Annotated in this window: 15 protein-coding genes and 1 tRNA gene; 3 read left to right on the forward strand and 13 right to left on the reverse strand. The window is 64.4% G+C overall.

Annotation, left to right across the window (positions count from 1 at the left end; all coding sequences use genetic code 11):
* From AC0L3X_RS25535 to AC0L3X_RS25570, 8 genes are all read right to left on the reverse strand, one after another.
* The coding region (locus tag AC0L3X_RS25535; RefSeq protein ID WP_473316962.1) for a transposase at positions 1–707 on the reverse strand (707 nt) is incomplete at its 3' end.
* Positions 708–792: 85 nt separating this feature from the next.
* On the reverse strand, positions 793–1,764 hold the full coding sequence (gene mbfA / locus AC0L3X_RS25540) for an iron exporter MbfA (protein ID WP_063980847.1): 972 nt from the start codon (positions 1,762–1,764) through the stop codon (positions 793–795).
* A 66-nt stretch (positions 1,765–1,830) separates the two neighbouring features.
* On the reverse strand, positions 1,831–2,973 hold the full coding sequence (locus AC0L3X_RS25545) for an alpha/beta hydrolase (RefSeq protein ID WP_354131613.1): 1,143 nt from the start codon (positions 2,971–2,973) through the stop codon (positions 1,831–1,833).
* Between the two features lie 123 nt (positions 2,974–3,096).
* Positions 3,097–3,966 carry an MBL fold metallo-hydrolase gene (locus tag AC0L3X_RS25550; RefSeq protein ID WP_063980849.1) on the reverse strand — a complete coding sequence of 290 codons (870 nt, stop codon included), beginning with the start codon at positions 3,964–3,966 and terminating at the stop codon, positions 3,097–3,099.
* Positions 3,967–3,983: 17 nt separating this feature from the next.
* A complete protein-coding gene (locus AC0L3X_RS25555; RefSeq protein WP_063980850.1) occupies positions 3,984–5,174 on the reverse strand; it encodes a serine hydrolase domain-containing protein in 1,191 nt (396 codons plus the stop codon).
* 23 nt (positions 5,175–5,197) lie between these two features.
* Complete coding sequence (locus AC0L3X_RS25560; RefSeq protein ID WP_063980851.1) at positions 5,198–5,809, reverse strand: glutathione S-transferase family protein; 612 nt, start codon at positions 5,807–5,809, stop codon at positions 5,198–5,200.
* 140 nt (positions 5,810–5,949) lie between these two features.
* On the reverse strand, positions 5,950–6,792 hold the full coding sequence (locus tag AC0L3X_RS25565) for a fumarylacetoacetate hydrolase family protein (protein WP_063980852.1): 843 nt from the start codon (positions 6,790–6,792) through the stop codon (positions 5,950–5,952).
* Positions 6,793–7,016: 224 nt separating this feature from the next.
* Positions 7,017–7,868: an MBL fold metallo-hydrolase gene (locus AC0L3X_RS25570; RefSeq protein ID WP_063980853.1), complete on the reverse strand. Its 852-nt coding sequence runs from the start codon at positions 7,866–7,868 to the stop codon at positions 7,017–7,019.
* A gap of 121 nt (positions 7,869–7,989) precedes the next feature.
* Here AC0L3X_RS25570 and AC0L3X_RS25575 point away from each other — a divergent pair, with 121 nt between their 5' ends.
* Positions 7,990–8,421 (forward strand): DUF3775 domain-containing protein, encoded by a 432-nt coding sequence (locus tag AC0L3X_RS25575; protein WP_038933620.1) that lies wholly within the window; start codon positions 7,990–7,992, stop codon positions 8,419–8,421.
* Positions 8,422–8,425: 4 nt separating this feature from the next.
* Here the strand turns inward: AC0L3X_RS25575 and AC0L3X_RS25580 are convergent, their stop codons facing one another.
* From AC0L3X_RS25580 to AC0L3X_RS25590, 3 genes are all read right to left on the reverse strand, one after another.
* On the reverse strand, positions 8,426–9,415 hold the full coding sequence (locus AC0L3X_RS25580) for an NADPH:quinone reductase (RefSeq protein ID WP_063980854.1): 990 nt from the start codon (positions 9,413–9,415) through the stop codon (positions 8,426–8,428).
* Complete coding sequence (locus AC0L3X_RS25585) at positions 9,412–10,194, reverse strand: SDR family oxidoreductase (RefSeq protein WP_231143834.1); 783 nt, start codon at positions 10,192–10,194, stop codon at positions 9,412–9,414. Before AC0L3X_RS25585 ends, AC0L3X_RS25580 begins: the two co-directional genes overlap by 4 nt.
* Before the next feature lie 184 nt (positions 10,195–10,378).
* Positions 10,379–10,891: a CvpA family protein gene (locus AC0L3X_RS25590; RefSeq protein WP_028157265.1), complete on the reverse strand. Its 513-nt coding sequence runs from the start codon at positions 10,889–10,891 to the stop codon at positions 10,379–10,381.
* 138 nt (positions 10,892–11,029) lie between these two features.
* On the opposite strand from AC0L3X_RS25590, the gene AC0L3X_RS25595 reads away from it, so the two are divergent.
* A complete protein-coding gene (locus AC0L3X_RS25595; RefSeq protein WP_063980856.1) occupies positions 11,030–11,791 on the forward strand; it encodes an SDR family oxidoreductase in 762 nt (253 codons plus the stop codon).
* A gap of 168 nt (positions 11,792–11,959) precedes the next feature.
* On the opposite strand, the gene AC0L3X_RS25600 is transcribed toward AC0L3X_RS25595, so the two are convergent.
* Positions 11,960–13,558, reverse strand: coding sequence for a GMC family oxidoreductase (locus tag AC0L3X_RS25600; RefSeq protein ID WP_063980857.1), 1,599 nt, complete (start codon positions 13,556–13,558; stop codon positions 11,960–11,962).
* A 113-nt stretch (positions 13,559–13,671) separates the two neighbouring features.
* Entirely contained in the window at positions 13,672–15,117 is a 1,446-nt protein-coding gene (locus tag AC0L3X_RS25605; protein WP_063980858.1) for a coniferyl aldehyde dehydrogenase, read from the reverse strand.
* 312 nt (positions 15,118–15,429) lie between these two features.
* Here AC0L3X_RS25605 and AC0L3X_RS25610 point away from each other — a divergent pair.
* A tRNA-Met gene (locus AC0L3X_RS25610) sits at positions 15,430–15,506 on the forward strand.
* Positions 15,507–15,521: the final 15 nt, after the last annotated feature.

Genomic DNA, 15,521 nt, shown 5'->3' on the forward strand with positions numbered 1-15,521 from the left:
ACGAAGAGAGCTTGATAGATAGCTTCGTGGCTGATGCGCATCGTCTTGTCGTCCGGGAAGTCGATCGGCAAGCGTCGGGCAATCTGCTCGGGACTCCAGGCTTTGGCCCATCGCCGATCCTTGCGTGGGCCATGCCGGCGGCCCTTCCACAGAACGGCGGGACCAGGAACGAGCGCGCCGCTCGGGGCTACGACGCCGCCAGCAAGTCTCTCCTCCACATAAGTGCGCAAGGTTGCATTGAGCGCAAGCTTGGTCGGCTTGGGTCGGCGGGCGGATCGATTCGCATGCCATTGGGCAGTTGTTGCCCGATACTCCAACCCGCCGCCGCGGGTAGCCGCGTTGCGTCGCAGTTCACGGGATATTGTCGAAGCAGCCCGCCCCAGGCGACGTCCAATCTCTTGCCTGGAATGGCCCTGCACCTTGAGGAGTGCGATCTCCTCGCGCTCTACCAATGAGAGGTACCGCCCGGAGAGTACCTTTGCCGAAGATCTGAACATCGCTGGTGGCATGCCGCCCGCCTTTCGGAATAATCTGCTTCCGACAGGTTGTGACAATCCGGCTTCCAGCGCAGCATCCTCGCTGCTTAGCCCCGCGGCAATCGCCAGCCAAAATCTATTCTGTTCATCGCGTCCTGCAACAGACGGCCGTCCTGGCGATGGCAATGGGGCTCGTCCTGACCGCGCCGATCGGCGCCTTACAACGTTCATCGCAACCTCCAACCTCCGAGTGTTGCGACGACCGTTTGAATCCGCCCTGGATGCCCCACCTTCGCGGGGCATGACACCGAGGTAGCTACGCCGCCCCGATCAATATCCCCACCGCGAGCACGATGGCGCCGCCGAGCACGATTTGGAACACGGCCTGGAGGAACGGGGTGTCCATGTAGCGCGCGCGGATGAAGGCGATTGCCCACAATTCGAAGAACACGACGACGCCGGCGATTCCCGTCGCGATCCAGAATGCGTTCGGCCAGCTGTCTGGGACGAGATAAGGCAGGGTGTGGCCGAGCCCGCCGAGCGTCGTCATCGTGCCGCAGGTGATGCCGCGCAGCCATGGCGAGCCGCGTCCCGTGAGCGAGCCGTCATCGGACAGCGCCTCCGCAAAGCCCATGCTGATGCCGGCGCCGATCGAGGCGGCGAGGCCGACCAGAAACGTCTGCCAGTTCTGGTGGGTGGCGAAAGCCGCGGCGAACAGCGGCGCCAGCGTCGAGACCGATCCGTCCATCAGGCCGGCGAGGCCCGGCTGCACATATTGCAGCACGAACATGCGCCGTCGCGTGCGGTCTTCCTCGGCGCGCACGTCGGGCTTCAAAATCTCGTCGGTGAGCGCGACGGCGCGGTTCTCGTGATGCTTTTCCTCCTCGGCGAGATCGCCGAGCAGGCGGCGCACGCCGACATCCTCGGCCTGCTCGGCGGCCCGCGCGTAGAAGCGCTCGGCCTCGAGCTCCATGGTCTCGACCTCTTTCCGGATGGTGTCGAGCGGCAGGTTTTTCGTCAGCCAGATCGGCCGCCGGCGCAGAAAGCCTTTGACGTTCTCGCGGCGGATCGGCGGCAGGTGCTGGCCGAAGCGTTCCTCATAGAGTTTCAGCAGCCGATGCCGGTGGCCGCGTTCCTCCTCGGCCATCTCCTCGAAAATCTTCGACGTGTCCGGGTAACGCTCGCGCAAGTCCTCGGCGAAGGTCATGTAAATGCGGCTGTCCTCCTCCTCGGAGGAGATCGCGACCGCAAGCACCTCGCGCTCGGTCAGTTCGGCAAAAGTCTTCACGGCGGACCTGTTTAATAGTTTAGAATTATTCTAAACTATATAAGGCGCCGGGGTTCCCGGGTCAAATCAGGCGACTTTTGCGAGGAACTCGAGCAGCAAGCGGCTCACCTCGGCCGGCTGTTCCTGCTGCACCCAATGGCCGGCGCCGTCGACGAGATGGCAGCCGAGCATCTTCGTGCAGCCGCGCCCCTGCATCGCTTCGAACACGCCGGGGCGCTGATAGGTGCCCCAATCCTGCTTGCCCGAGATGAAGCAGGTGGGCACGTCAATGCTGCGGCCCGCAAACAGCTGCATCTCGCTGTTGAGCATGCCCGAGGTGCCGTAGCGGTACCATTGCAAGCCCCCCTGGAATCCGGTGCGGCCGTATTCGGCGCTGTAATAGGCGAGGTCGCTGTCCGGCAGCCATTGGTTGGCGGCGATCGCGGCCGGCGAGGGCATCTCCTTCGCAACCGTCTCCGCCATCGTCTCGCCGGCGTCCATCACGTAGTAGGTCGGCAGTTTTGCGAGTTCGCCCGCGGACCACGACGTCAGCGGATATGGCTTGTTGTCGGTCCAGTCCGCACTCTTCTGGTGATAGTAGGCGCGCAGGAAATCGTGCACGCCCTGCGGCGCGTGCTGCATGTCGGCGTTGGCCGGGCGCGTCGCGTAATACCATTGATAGTGTTTGCGCGGGCGCGGCAGCGCGGCGAGCTCGCGATGCACGGGGTCTTCTGCTGGCGGCTTTGCCGGACTGTCGACGGTGCCAAACGGCATCGGCGGCGCTCCGCCGAACGGCGCGCTCATCAGCGTCACCGAGCGAAACACGTCGGGCCGGATCAGGGCGCACCAGGCCGCAACCGGGCTGCCGAAATCATGCCCGGCGAGATCGACCTGCCTGTAGCCGAACACCGACACCAGGGCGAGCGCGTCGCGCACGAGGTTGAGGAGCGAGAACGGCGTGAGATCGCCGTCGTAATCCGCGGTCCATCCCGTGGTGCGGCCATAGCCGCGCTGGTCCGGCGCGATCACGTGATAACCGGCCGAGGCCAGCGCCGGCATCACCTTGCGCCAGGAGAAGGCGAGCTCAGGAAAGCCGTGCAGCAAGAGGATGCAGGGCCGCCCCTTGGTCTCGAAGCCGGCTTCGAGCACGTGCATGCGCAAGCCGTTGATGCCGTCGACATAGCGCGAGCGGATGCCGGCGGGGAGAGGGACGTCGGGGAGGTCGGCCATTTTTTGTTTCCTCGTCATGGCCGGGCTTGTCCCGGCCATCCACGTTTTTGTTGCCGTTGATTGTAAGAACGTGGATGCCCGGGACAAGCCCGGGCATGACGGAAGCCGGGCGATTGCCGCGCGCTACACCGCCGCACACACGAACGCGCTGCCCTTGCGCCTGATCTTCCCGACCGACGGCGAGGGGAAATGCGCGGTGCAGCACAGCGTGTCGGTGTCGCAATAGCGCTCGAGAAAGCTGCGGCGCGTTTTCGCCGCCGCGGCCGGGTCGACGTCGAACTTGATCGACAGCTCCGGATAGAGCGTCTGCAGCGGCGAATGCATGAGGTCGCCGGAGAACACGGCGTCGTCCTTGCCGCGGCCCATCGTGATGGCGATATGGCCGGGCGTATGTCCCGGCGTCGGCAGGATGCGGACGTGATCGCCGATCTGGTGATCGTTGCCGACCAGCTCGTGGCGCCTGGCCTCGACCACCGGCAGCACGCTGTCAGCGAAAGGCGGGATCTCCGCCTTCGCGTTCTGCTCGGACCAGTGATCGAATTCCTGCTTGGCAAAGAGGTAGCGCGCCTTGGGGAAGGTCGGCACCCAGCGGCCGTTCTCGAGCCGCGTGTTCCAGCCGACGTGATCGACATGCAGATGCGTGCACATCACGAAATCGATGTCGTCGACCGCGAACCCGGCGGCGTTGAGTCCGCGCAAGTACGTATCGTCGGTCTTCATGTTCCATTTCGGCCGCTGCGGGCGCGGCTTGTCGTTGCCGATGCAGCTGTCGATCAGGATGGTGTGATGCGGCGTCTTCACAACATAGGACTGGAAGCACAGCAGCAGCACGTCCTGCTCGTCCAGCGCCTTGGCCTGCCGCATCCATGCCCGGTTCTCGGCTAGGACCTCAGGCGTCAGTCCCGGCAGCATCTCCAGCGCCGGCACGAACGAGGTTTCCTGCTCGATGACGCGATGGATGGTGAGATCGCCGACGGTGAATTTCAGGCTCATGCTCGCTTCCCTTGCACTCACCGTGCATCGCGCACGGATGGAATGACGATGTTGGAGAGGATGTCGATCGCGGCCAGCCCTTCCTTCGGCTGGCCGTATTGGGCAGCGGTGGTCATCATGACGAGATCAAGCTCGGGCACGATGAAGATGCGCTGGCCGCCCCAGCCGAAGGCAGCAACCCATTTGATTTCCTTGTCACCGGCGAGCGAGCGGCCCATCCACCATTGATAGCCGTAGAACATCGTGCTGCCGAAATAGCCGATCGCCTGGAAGCGCGGCGTGGTAGATTGTGCGATCCAGTCGGCCGAGACGATCTGCCGGCCGTTCCACTGGCCGCGATTGAGCACGAGCTGGCCGATCTTCGTCGCATCGCGCGGCCGCAAGCGAAGGCCCGCGGCCGCTGCAATCTTGCCGTTCTTATAGGCTTTCCACTCCAAATCGCTGATCCCGAGCGGCTGGAACAGCACCTCGCGAGCAAATGCCTCCAGCGGCTTGCCCGAGACGCGTTCGAGGATGTTGCCGAGCAGTTCAGTCCCGCCGCCATTATAAGTCCACAGCACGTCGGGCGGCGCAGCGACTGGCTTTGCGAGCACATAGCCGATCGGATCGGCCTCAAAGGTGAGATGCGGCTCGTCGTTTTTCGGATCGGTCCAGGACCGTGCCTCGTCCCATTCAATGCCGGAGGACATCGTTAGCAGATGGCGCAGCGTGATGGCCTCCCAGCCCGCCTGCTTCGCCGCCTGATGGTCGGGGAAGAATTTGAGCACGGGCTCGTCGACGCCTTCGATCAGCTTGCGATCGATCGCGATGCCGACGAGCAGCGAAGCGACACTCTTCGATGCCGAACGCATGTCATGCTTCGTCGTCGCGGTAAATTCGTGCTGGCCGTCCGGTTGTCCCCAGGGTTGGTCGTAGCCGGGAAAATACTGCTCGAAGACGAGCTTGCCGTGGCGCACGACGACAACCGAATGGACCGAGGTCGCGCGTTGATCGAGCCGTGCAGCGATGCTGCAGAGCCGCATGCCTTCCATGCCAACGCTGTCGGGCGACGCAGTCGTCCACCCGTCGTCGATTGACGACGGCGATCCACAGGCGAGGTTTTGTCGTCCAGTCGCCATGCCGTCGGCCTGCACGGAAGTGGCTGAGACGGTCAACGCGAGCACGAGGCTCGCGCCGAGAATGCTGAGGCGGGGGAAGCGATCGCGCATCGTCCTTCTCCCCGCAGCCTAGTTTACGCCGCTGGAGGCACCGAGATCTTGACCGAGGGGCGCTCCAGCATCTTCTGGTGGAAGGCGTCGAGTTTCGGATAGGCCTTGCGCCAGCCGCAATCGGCGAAGCGGAAGTCGGCATAGCCGAGCACGCAGACGAGGCCGATCTGCGAGATGTCGAACGGGCCGTTCAAAACTTCGGGCATGTTCTCGAAGCGCGCCATGCCGGTCCAGGCCCGGTTCCAATGGTCGTCCGACCATGCCTGCCATTGCAGGCCCTGCGGCCGCACCATCTTCTCGTAGCGGCACAGCAGCATGGAATCGAGCATGCCGTTGATCAGGGAGTGATCGGTCTTGGCCTTCCAGCGCCGCGGGCCGTAATCGGGGATCAGGCTGCCGCCGGCCATCTCGTTGAGATATTCGACGATCACGTAGGAATCCAGAATGACGTCGCCGTCATTGGTGATCAGCACCGGCAGCTTCTTCAGCGGCGTGATGCGCGAATAATCCTCATTGACCGTGCCCGGCGCGACGGTCGCGGGCGTGAGCTCGATCTTGTCGATCAGCCCGAGCTCGATCGCGGCGATACGCACCTTGCGGGCGAAGGGCGAGGCGGCAGAGAAGGAGAGTTTCATGGGAAAATGTCCTACGCGGTGACCGGCAGTTGGTTATCGTCATTGCGAGCGAAGCGAAGCAATCCAGCCTGTCTCCGTGGAAATAGTCTGGATTGCTTCGTCGCTTCGCTCCTCGCAATGACGGGGAGAGGGCGGAGGCCTTACGCCGCCACAATCTCCTGGCGCTGCTCGCCGAGGCCTTCGATGCCGAGCGTGACGACATCGCCGACATTGAGGAAGGTCGGCGGCTTCATGCCGAGACCGACGCCGGGCGGGGTGCCGGTGGTGATGATGTCGCCCGGCAGCAAGGTCATGAACTGTGACACGTAGGAGACGCATTTGGCCATGGAGAAGATCATGGTCTGGGTCGAGCCGGTCTGGCGGCGCTGGCCGTTGACGTCGAGCCACATCGACAGGTTCTGCACGTCCTTGATCTCGTCCTTGGTGGCGAGCCACGGGCCGACCGGGCCGAAGGTGTCGTGCGACTTGCCCTTGGTCCACTGGCCCAGGCGCTCGGTCTGGAAGGCGCGCTCGGAGACGTCGTTGCAGACGCAATAGCCGGCGACGTAGTTCAGCGCATCGGCTTCCGAGACATACTTGGCGCGGGTGCCGATGATGGCGGCGATCTCGACTTCCCAGTCGAGCTTGGTCGAGCCGCGCGGCTTTTCGACCGCATCGTTCGGGCCGGACAGCGAGGTGTTGGCCTTCATGAAGATGATCGGCTCGGTCGGGATCGCGGCGCCGGTTTCCTTGGCGTGGTCGCTGTAGTTGAGGCCGATGGCGACGAATTTCGAGATGCCGGTGACGGGCGCGCCGAAGCGCGGCTTGCCGGAGACGGCGGGCAGGGAGGCCGGGTCAAGGCCCGCCAGCTTCTTCAGGGATTCCGGCGAATAGGCCTCGCCGGTCAGGTCCTTCACATGCGCCGACAGGTCGCGCAATTGGCCGGATTTGTCGATCAGGCCGGGCTTTTCCACACCCTTTTCGCCATAACGAACAAGCTTCATTCTCGTTTCTCCCTGGAGATGGACCGATCGGTTAAATAGCTTCATGGAACAGGGCGGCGGGAAATTCAACCGCTCAAAACGGGGCGCATTGCAGCCCTTCCTTTGTAGGGTGGGCAAAGGCGCGGAGCGCCGTGCCCACCAATTCTTTTTGATGGCCCGGTATGGTGGGCACGCGGAGCCTGTCATCGGGCGCGCATTCGCGCGACCCGGTGGCTTTGCCCACCCTACGATTGCAGCGCCACAAATTTGAACGCATCCCCGTCCCGCTTGATGTGCCCGGCCGAGAAATGGCCGCCGATCACCAGCGTCGGGGTATCGGCAAAGCGCGAGAACACCTTGTGCCGCGACGCGGCCGATTGGGCGGTATCGGTGTCGACGACCGAGCACCAGTCGAGATGCGCCATCTGGCAGGGGTGATGGGCGACGTCGCCGCTGAGCAACCCTTGTTCGCCGCCGGACTCGATCAGGACGCTCATATGCCCGGGGCTGTGGCCGGGGGTCGGGATCACGCTGATCTCCTCGCAGAGCCGGTGATCGCTCGGGATCAACTCGGCCAGGCCCGCATCGACGACCGGCTTCACGGAATCGTTGAACACCGCGACCTTGTCCGGCTCGGCCGTATAGTCGCGCCAATATTCATACTCGGTCTTGCCGAACAGGTAGCGCGCCCTGGGGAAAGTCGGCACCCATTTGCCATCGACGAGCTTTGTATTCCAGCCGACATGGTCGACATGCAAATGCGTGCACAGCACGGTGTCGATGCTGTCAGGGGGAAAGCCCGCCGCCGTCATGGTCTCCAGAAACGGCGTGCTGCGGTTATTCCAGACCGGGACACCGCGGCCCTGCTTGTCGTTGCCAAGGCCAGTGTCGACCACGATGCGGCGCGTCGGCGTCTCCACCACCAGCGAGTGGATCGACATTTTCAGCCGGCCCTCCTCGGTGGCGAAATGCGGGATCAGCCAAGGCAGCTTCTGGATCTCGTCATTGGTCGCGGCCGGCAGGATGAAGCGGGTCGAGCCGACCGTCTCCATTTCCACGATCTTGGTGATTTTGACCTTGCCCACGGTCCACGGCATGCGGCGATCCCAATTTTCTTGCTTTCGCGAAAGATGCGGCCTTCCGCCGTCGAACGCAATGGATCATCTGTCGCGATGTTGCGTTATCGGGGGAACCCCGAGACAGCCAGAGAGAGCGACGATGCCAGAGCTTGCCATTTCCGCCGAGAAGGTCGCCTTCATCATCGAGAAGGCCCGCGAATTCGACGTCAAGGAGGCGGCGTCCGACCCCGACTCGGGGTCCAATCCCTCTGATGATGACGAGATCGACGTGCTCGAGGACACCAATTCCGACCCGGTCGCAGCCGAACTGTCCGGTTTCATCCGCGCGCTGAACGAGGACGAGCAGCTCGACCTCGTCACGCTGATGTGGCTTGGCCGCGGCGATGGCGAAGTGGAGGAGTGGGACGATCTGCGTGCCCGCGCCGCCGAGGCGCGCGGTGAATACAAGAACCCGCGTCGCGAAACGGTGCAATACCTGCTGGGTGAGCCGATGCTGGGCGATCTGCTCGCCGATGGCATGGACGAGCTCGGCATCGACTGGACCGACGAGCGGACCACGCCGGTATCCTAAGTCGTCACCGCGCGCAGTCGACGATCACGGTGCCGAGCTTGTCACCCTTCTCGACCGCGAGATGCGCCTGCGCAGTATCCGACAGCGCGAACTGCGCCGCGACGTTGTGAATGCGCGGCCCTGCCGCCAGCCATTTCGTGATATCGGCCTGGGCCGCCGCAAGCAGCGCGGGCGGTAGCGCGAACAAGACGAGCGAGCGGAGCGTGATGCACTTCTCCATCAGTTCGCGCATCGGCACCGTGGGTGTGCGGTTGCCGTTGGTGGCGTAGACGGCGATCGTCGAATTGAGCGCCATCAGCTTCAACGTCGTCGCGACGTTGCCGCCGAAATCGACATCGGCCACGCGATCGACACCACGTCCGCCGGTGAACGCCATCGCCTTGGCGACGACGTCCTCGTCCCTGTAATTGACCACGAGATCGGCGCCCGCGCGCCGGGCTTGCTCGCCCTTCATCGCCGAGCTGACTGTCGCGATCACCTGCGCGCCGCCCCATTTGGCGAGCTGCACGGCATAATGGCCAACCGCGCCGGCGCCGCCGGTGACAAGCACGGTCTTGCCGACGATCGGCCCATCCGCAAACAGGCTGCACCATGCGGTCATCGCGGGGATGCCGAGCGTTGCGCCTTCCGCAAAGGAAAGATGATCCGGCAGCGGCGTCACCAGCTGCTCGGCGAGCGCGATATATTCGGCCGCCGTGCCGAAGGCGCGGCCGTTGCGCTGGCCGTTGAACAGCCAGACCCGGTCGCCGACCCTGAAGCGCGTTACGCCGTCGCCGATCTGGTCGACGAAACCCGCGCCGTCGCTGTTCGGAATGACGCGCGAAAATTCCATCGCGCGATAGCTGCCGCCGCGCCGGCCGACATCGGCCGGATTGACGCCGGAGGCCTCCAGGCGAATGCGAACTTCGCCTGGGCCAGCGACCGGCGTCGCCATCTCACCATAGGTGAGGACATCCGCCGCCGGTCCTGTTTGCTCGTACCAGACTGCTCTCACAGCGTTCCGGGGAAGGCGCCGCCGTCGAGCAAGATGTTCTGGCCCGTGATGAAGCCGGCCTTGGCGCCGCAGAGGAAGGCGCAGGCATAGCCGAACTCGTCGGGCTGGCCGAAGCGGCCGGCGGGGTTGAGCTTGGCGCGCTCGGCCAGGATCTGCTCCGGCGTCGTGCCGCGCTTGTCGGCCTCGGCCTTTGCGGTGCCGGTCAAGCGGTCGGTCTCGAACGGGCCCGGCAACAGGCCGTTGATGGTGACGTTGTTGATCACGGTCTTGCGCGACAGGCCGGCGATGAAGCCGGTGAGGCCGGCGCGCGCGCCGTTGGAGAGACCGAGGATGTCGATCGGCGCCTTCACCGCCGCCGAGGTGATGTTGACGATGCGGCCGAACTTGCGCGCCATCATGCCGTCGACGGTCGACTTGATCAGCTCGATGGGCGTGAGCATGTTGGCGTCGATCGCCTTGATCCAGTCGTCGCGGGTCCAGTTGCGGAAATCGCCGGGCGGCGGGCCGCCGGCATTGTTGATCAAGATGTCCGGCTCTGGGCAGGCCTTCAGCACGGCCTCGCGGCCGGCAGGCGTCGTGATGTCGCCGACGATTTCGGTGACCTTCACGCCCGGATAGGCCTTGCGGATGTCGTCGGCCGTCTTCTTCAGGGCTTCGGCGCCGCGCGCGGTCAGCGTGATGTCAACGCCGGCTTCCGCCAGCGAGATGGCGCAGGCGCGGCCGAGGCCCTTGCTGGATGCGCAGACGATGGCGCGGCGACCTTTGATCCCAAGATCCACTGTTTCACTCCCGTAATGTCAGGCAGGTTTTAGACGGGCCGCACTCTAGCCAATCGTGGCGCCGCTGATAAGGGAGGGGGCCGCGTCAAAATGCATGGCGCGGTCGCGCGGCGATGCAAATGTGCGGGCATGATCCCGAAAAGTGTGCAGCGGTTTTCCGAAAAGATCATGCCCAGACAATAAGCTAGATGCGCCGTTCCTGCTTGAGGCGGTCGATCGCGGCCGCGGCCTCCGGCGGCAATGTCTTGAAGCCCATCTTGCCGGCCGCCGAGAACAGCGGCCGCAGATGCGAACCGGCGAGGAACGGCGGCTGGCGGTTGGCCGGCACGATCTGGTCGAACACCAGCACCAGCGTGGTGGCGACGAGGCCGACCCTGACGGCGCCGAGTGCGGCGCCGGCGAGCCGGTCGCCGATCCCGGCTTCGCGTATCGTGTCGTTCAGCGCGAGGCGGCCGATATAACCAAGGAGCATGCCGACGACCACGAAGATGCCGAAGAACCAGATCCAGTTTTGCAGCAGCGGCGCGTTCGGATTGGTCGCGACCTGCGGCACGATCAACGGCATCAGCGCGACGGCGATGGGAGCGGCCAGGAGATAGGCGAGAATGGTCATTGCGCTGCCGAGCAGGCCGGTCCTGAAACCGAAGCCGATCGCGACGGCGAGTGCCGCATAGACCGCGAGATCGAAACTGTTCATGAGCGTCAGGCCTGCCTCGATGGAACGCTTGCGTCGTTGGAACGAATGAACGCCGGACCGATCATTCCGGTTTCAGATCGTTAAAATCGTCTGTATTGGTGGCTCCAAAGCTCAGGGAAAACACTCAAGGCAAGCGTCATGTCAGACTTATTCGACGTCAGTCAAGAAACCATCCTAGTGACGGGCGCGAGCCAGGGGCTGGGGCGGCAATTTGCCCGGGTTCTGGCGGACCATGGCGCGGCCGTCGCGCTCGCCGCGCGGCAGACCGACAAGCTGAAGAGCCTGGAGGAGGAGATCCGCGGCAAGGGCGGCCGCGCTGCCGCGGTCGCGCTCGACGTCACGGACATGTCATCGATCGCCAAGGCCGTGGATGCCACGGAAGCCGCGCTCGGTCCGATCACGGTGCTGATCAACAATGCCGGCATCGCCATCGAGAAGCTCGCGACCGAGCAGACCGAATCCGATTGGGACGCCGTGATCGGCGCCAATTTGAAAGGCGCTTATTTCCTCGCGACCGAAGTCGCGCGCCGCATGATCGCGCGCAAGCAGGAAGGCAACATCGTCAACATCGCTTCCGTGCTCGGCACCGGTGTGCTGAAGGCGGTGTCGCCCTATGCGATCTCCAAGGCCGGCATCCTCCAGGCGACCAGGGCGATGGCGCTGGAGCTCGCAGGCCAGAACATCCGCGTCAACGCGCTGGCGCCCGGCTATATCGACACGGAAATGAATCACGCCTTCTGGTCGACGCCCGCGGGCGAGCGATTGGCCAAACGCATCCCGCAGCGCCGCGTCGGCGCCGAGTCCGATCTCGATGGCGCGATCCTGCTGCTGGCCTCGAAGGCGTCGCGGTACATGACGGGGAGTGTCATCACCGTCGATGGTGGTTTCCTGCTGAATTGAGCCCCGCCGTCGTCCCGGGGCGCGCGTAGCGCGAGCCCGGGACCCATATCCCCAGGGAGATGTTTGGCGAAGACTCGGAGTTGCCATCTCGCCCCACAACATCTCCCTGTGATTATGGATCCCCTCGGTCGCGGGGACGACGGCGGAGAATTGGGTGGCGGCGTTGCGCTAACTCGCACGCACCTCCGCCCTGATCATATCCGCCGCCTTCTCCCCGATCATGATGGTCGGCGCGTTGGTGTTGCCACCGATCAAGGTCGGCATGATCGAGGCGTCGACGACGCGCAAGCCCTCGATGCCATGCACCTTCAGCTTCGGATCGACCACCGACATCGCATCGGTGCCCATCTTGCAGGTGCCGACGGGGTGATAGACGGTGTCGACGCGATTGCGCAGGATGGCGCGGATGTCGTCGTCCGTTCTCACATCGGACGTGAACATGTCCTTCTTCTGCAACGCGCGCAGCGCGGGCGTCTCCATCAGCCGCCGCGTGGTCTTGAAGCCCGCGACCATCGACTCGAGATCTTCCGCCTCGCCCAGAAAGTTCGGATCGATCATGGGTGCAGCGAGCGGATCGGCGCTTTTCAGCCATACGCTGCCGCGGCTCTTCGGTCTGAGCAGGCAGACATGGCACGAGAAGCCCGCTTCCTTGTGCTTCTTGCGGCCGTGGTCGTCGAGCATCGCGATGACGAAGTGCAGCTGGATGTCTGGCACGGCGAGGTCGGGCCTGGTCTTCAGGAAGCCGCCACACTCGGCGAAATTGGTGGTCATCAGGCCGCGTCGCTCCCGGCGATACCGCTGGATGGCGCGGAGCAGGGATGGCAACCGGCCGAGCGATGAATGAACGAAATGCGGATAGTCGGAGGCGTAGACGAACACGAAATCCGGATGGTCCTGCAGATTGCGCCCGACGCCCGGCAAATGATGTTCGGCGCCAATGCCGTGCGCGGCAAGCGCATCGCCATCGCCGACACCCGACAGCATCAATAGCTGCGGCGACTGGAAGGCGCCGCCGGCGAGGATCACCTCGCGGCGGGCGCGCAGCTGCTTGGTCTGCTTGCCCTGCACATATTCGATGCCGACCGCGCGCCCGCCTTCGAACAGGATCTTCGTGGCCTGCGCCCCGGTCTCGACGCGCAGATTCGCGCGCTTGTCCATGTAGGGCTGCACATAGGCGCGCGCCGCGCTCCAGCGCTCGCCCTTGTGCTGCGTCACCTGGTAGCTGCCGAGCCCTTCATGGTCCTCGGCGTTGAAGTCCTCGCGGATGCGGAACTGCGCCTCGCGCGCGGCCTGGTGGAAGACGTCATGGATCGGATTGTCCGAGCGCAGTCTGTTGACATGCAGCGGGCCGTCCTTGCCGTGATACTCGCCGTCGAAATCGGAATTGTTCTCCGAGCACTTGAAATAGGGCAGCACGTGGGCGTACGACCAGCCGGCATTGCCGAGCGAGGCCCAGTGGTCGTAGTCCGATTTGTGGCCGCGGATGTAGACCATGGCGTTGATCGCCGAGGAGCCGCCGAGGCCTTTGCCGCGCGGTTGATAGCCGATGCGGCCGTTCAATCCCTTCTGCGGCACGGTATCGAAGGCCCAGTTGGCCGCGCTGTATGGCAAAGCGAGCCCGAATGGCGTGGTGATCCGCCAATTGTCGTTCCGTCCGCCGGCATCGAGCAGCGCCACGGATGTCGCCGCATCCTCCGACAGCCGCCCCGCCACCGCGCAGCCGCCGGAGCCCGCGCCCACGACGACGAAGTCGAATGTGTCAGTCACTGATGTTCCCCCCTCTGCATTTTCTTCTCGTCATTGCGAGCGAAGCGAAGCAATCCAGACTGTCCCCGCGGCGGGATTCTGGATTGCTTCGCTTCGCTCGCAATGACTGAAAGCTACGACATGAACCGCATCAACTTCTCCAGCCGCGCGATCTTGCCGCCGTAGGGCGGATAGAGATCGGCGAGGCGGTTGAACTTGGAGCGATAAAACACCGGCTTCAGTTTGCTGAACGTGCGAAAACCCCATTCGCCGTGATAGGCGCCGGTGCCGGACGCGCCGACGCCGCCCATCGGCTGGTTGGCTTGCGCGAAGTGGAACAGGCAGTCGTTGACGGTGACGCCGCCGGAGATCGTGCGCGACAGCACCTCGTCGCGGGCGGCGCGATCCTTGCCGAACCAGTAGAGCGCGAGCGGCCGGTCGCGGGCGTTGACGAAAGCGATCGCCTCCGCCGGATCGCGATAGCCCAGCACCGGCAGAACGGGGCCGAAAATCTCTTCCTGCATCACCGCCATCGCCTCGGTCGCGCCGACGATCAGCGTCGGCGGGAACTTGCGGTGTGCTTTCCAGTTCGGATCGTCCGCTTTCGCCGGTTGCAGGATTTTTGCGCCGCGCTGCGCAGCATCTGCCACGAGTCCTTCAAGCCGCGCATAATGCCGGTCGGAGATGACGGAGGTGTAGTCCTTGTTGGCGGGATCGGTGCCGAACATGCGCCGCATCTGCGCGCGCACTTTTTCGGCGAAGGCCTGCAACGAGCGCTCGGGCACCAGCACATAGTCCGGCGCGATGCAGGTCTGCCCGGCATTGAGCAGCTTTCCGTAGGCAATGCGCTCGGCCGCCTCCTCGAGATCGGCGGAGGCGTCGATGATCGCCGGCGACTTGCCGCCAAGCTCGAGCGTTACGGGCGTGAGATTGCGCCCGGCGGCCTCCGCGACCAGCCGGCCGACCCGGGTCGAGCCGGTGAACACCAGATGATCGAAGGGGAGGTGTGCGAAGGCTTTTGCGATTTCGTCCTCGACGCCTGTCACCAGTAGCTCGGTGGCATCGAATTTCGCGGCCACCGACTCCTTCAGCAGCACTGAGAAGTGCGGCGAGAGTTCGCTCGGCTTGATCATGACACGGTTGCCGGCGGCGATCGCGCCGATCGCGGGCGCAAGCGTGAGCTGGAGCGGATAATTCCAGGGCGCGATGATGCCGACGACGCCGAGCGGCTGCGGGATCAGCCGGTTGCGCGCGGGCAGGAATTGCAGCGCGGTGGCCACTCGCTGCGGCGCCATCCAGCTCTTCAGGTGCTTGGTCGCATGCCGGATCTCGGAGAACACCAGCATCGTCTCGGCAATAGTGGTCTCGACGGCCGAGCGGTGGCCGAAATCGGCCGAGATTGCCTGCCGGAATCGCTCCTCGTTGTCGGCGACCACGGTGCGCAGCCGCGCCAGCCGGTCGAGCCGCTCGGCCAGGTCGGGCGCCGGCTCGGCCCGCGCCCGCGCGACCATGGCCTCGAAGGCATCCTTCAGCGCCGGGAGTGGCGCGCTCGCCAAGGGGCGGTCCAAGGTATGGTCCATGGGTGGTCTCCCCTGAAAACGACGTTTGCCCCCGGTTTTGTTGCCCGCAAGCTGGCCCTTTGTGGAACTTCTGGCAAGAGCGCACCAAACGGGCCGGAAATCGGCCCAACTCACTGTCATAAAGTCGAAAAAAACGTCCCCGCGGCCCTTTCCAAAGGCAGCCCGGGTTGGTACATACGCCTCGCACCCGAGGGGCTTTGCCCCGGGGTTGCCTTCCAAGGAAGCCTTTGGGACGCGAGAGCAAGCCACGCGAATAGCGCCGGCCCTCATTCATCGTCCCCGGCATTTCGGCGAAGGCGCGCAAAGGTTTAACGCGGGGTGGAGCAGCCCGGTAGCTCGTCAGGCTCATAACCTGAAGGTCATAGGTTCAAATCCTATCCCCGCAACCAAGTTCGGACTTTTAC

The organism is Bradyrhizobium sp. MI1.7 (assembly GCF_055811795.1).

Excerpts from the sequence above, each read along its gene's own strand:
- AC0L3X_RS25545 (WP_354131613.1), bottom strand. The coding sequence starts at position 2,973 with ATGGCCGACCTCCCCGACGTCCCTCTCCCCGCCGGCATCCGCTCGCGC.
- AC0L3X_RS25550 (WP_063980849.1), bottom strand. The coding sequence starts at position 3,966 with ATGAGCCTGAAATTCACCGTCGGCGATCTCACCATCCATCGCGTCATC.
- AC0L3X_RS25555 (WP_063980850.1), bottom strand. The coding sequence starts at position 5,174 with ATGCGCGATCGCTTCCCCCGCCTCAGCATTCTCGGCGCGAGCCTCGTG.
- AC0L3X_RS25560 (WP_063980851.1), bottom strand. The coding sequence starts at position 5,809 with ATGAAACTCTCCTTCTCTGCCGCCTCGCCCTTCGCCCGCAAGGTGCGT.
- AC0L3X_RS25565 (WP_063980852.1), bottom strand. The coding sequence starts at position 6,792 with ATGAAGCTTGTTCGTTATGGCGAAAAGGGTGTGGAAAAGCCCGGCCTG.
- AC0L3X_RS25570 (WP_063980853.1), bottom strand. The coding sequence starts at position 7,868 with ATGCCGTGGACCGTGGGCAAGGTCAAAATCACCAAGATCGTGGAAATG.
- AC0L3X_RS25575 (WP_038933620.1), top strand. The coding sequence starts at position 7,990 with ATGCCAGAGCTTGCCATTTCCGCCGAGAAGGTCGCCTTCATCATCGAG.
- AC0L3X_RS25590 (WP_028157265.1), bottom strand. The coding sequence starts at position 10,891 with ATGAACAGTTTCGATCTCGCGGTCTATGCGGCACTCGCCGTCGCGATC.
- AC0L3X_RS25595 (WP_063980856.1), top strand. The coding sequence starts at position 11,030 with ATGTCAGACTTATTCGACGTCAGTCAAGAAACCATCCTAGTGACGGGC.
- AC0L3X_RS25605 (WP_063980858.1), bottom strand. The coding sequence starts at position 15,117 with ATGGACCATACCTTGGACCGCCCCTTGGCGAGCGCGCCACTCCCGGCG.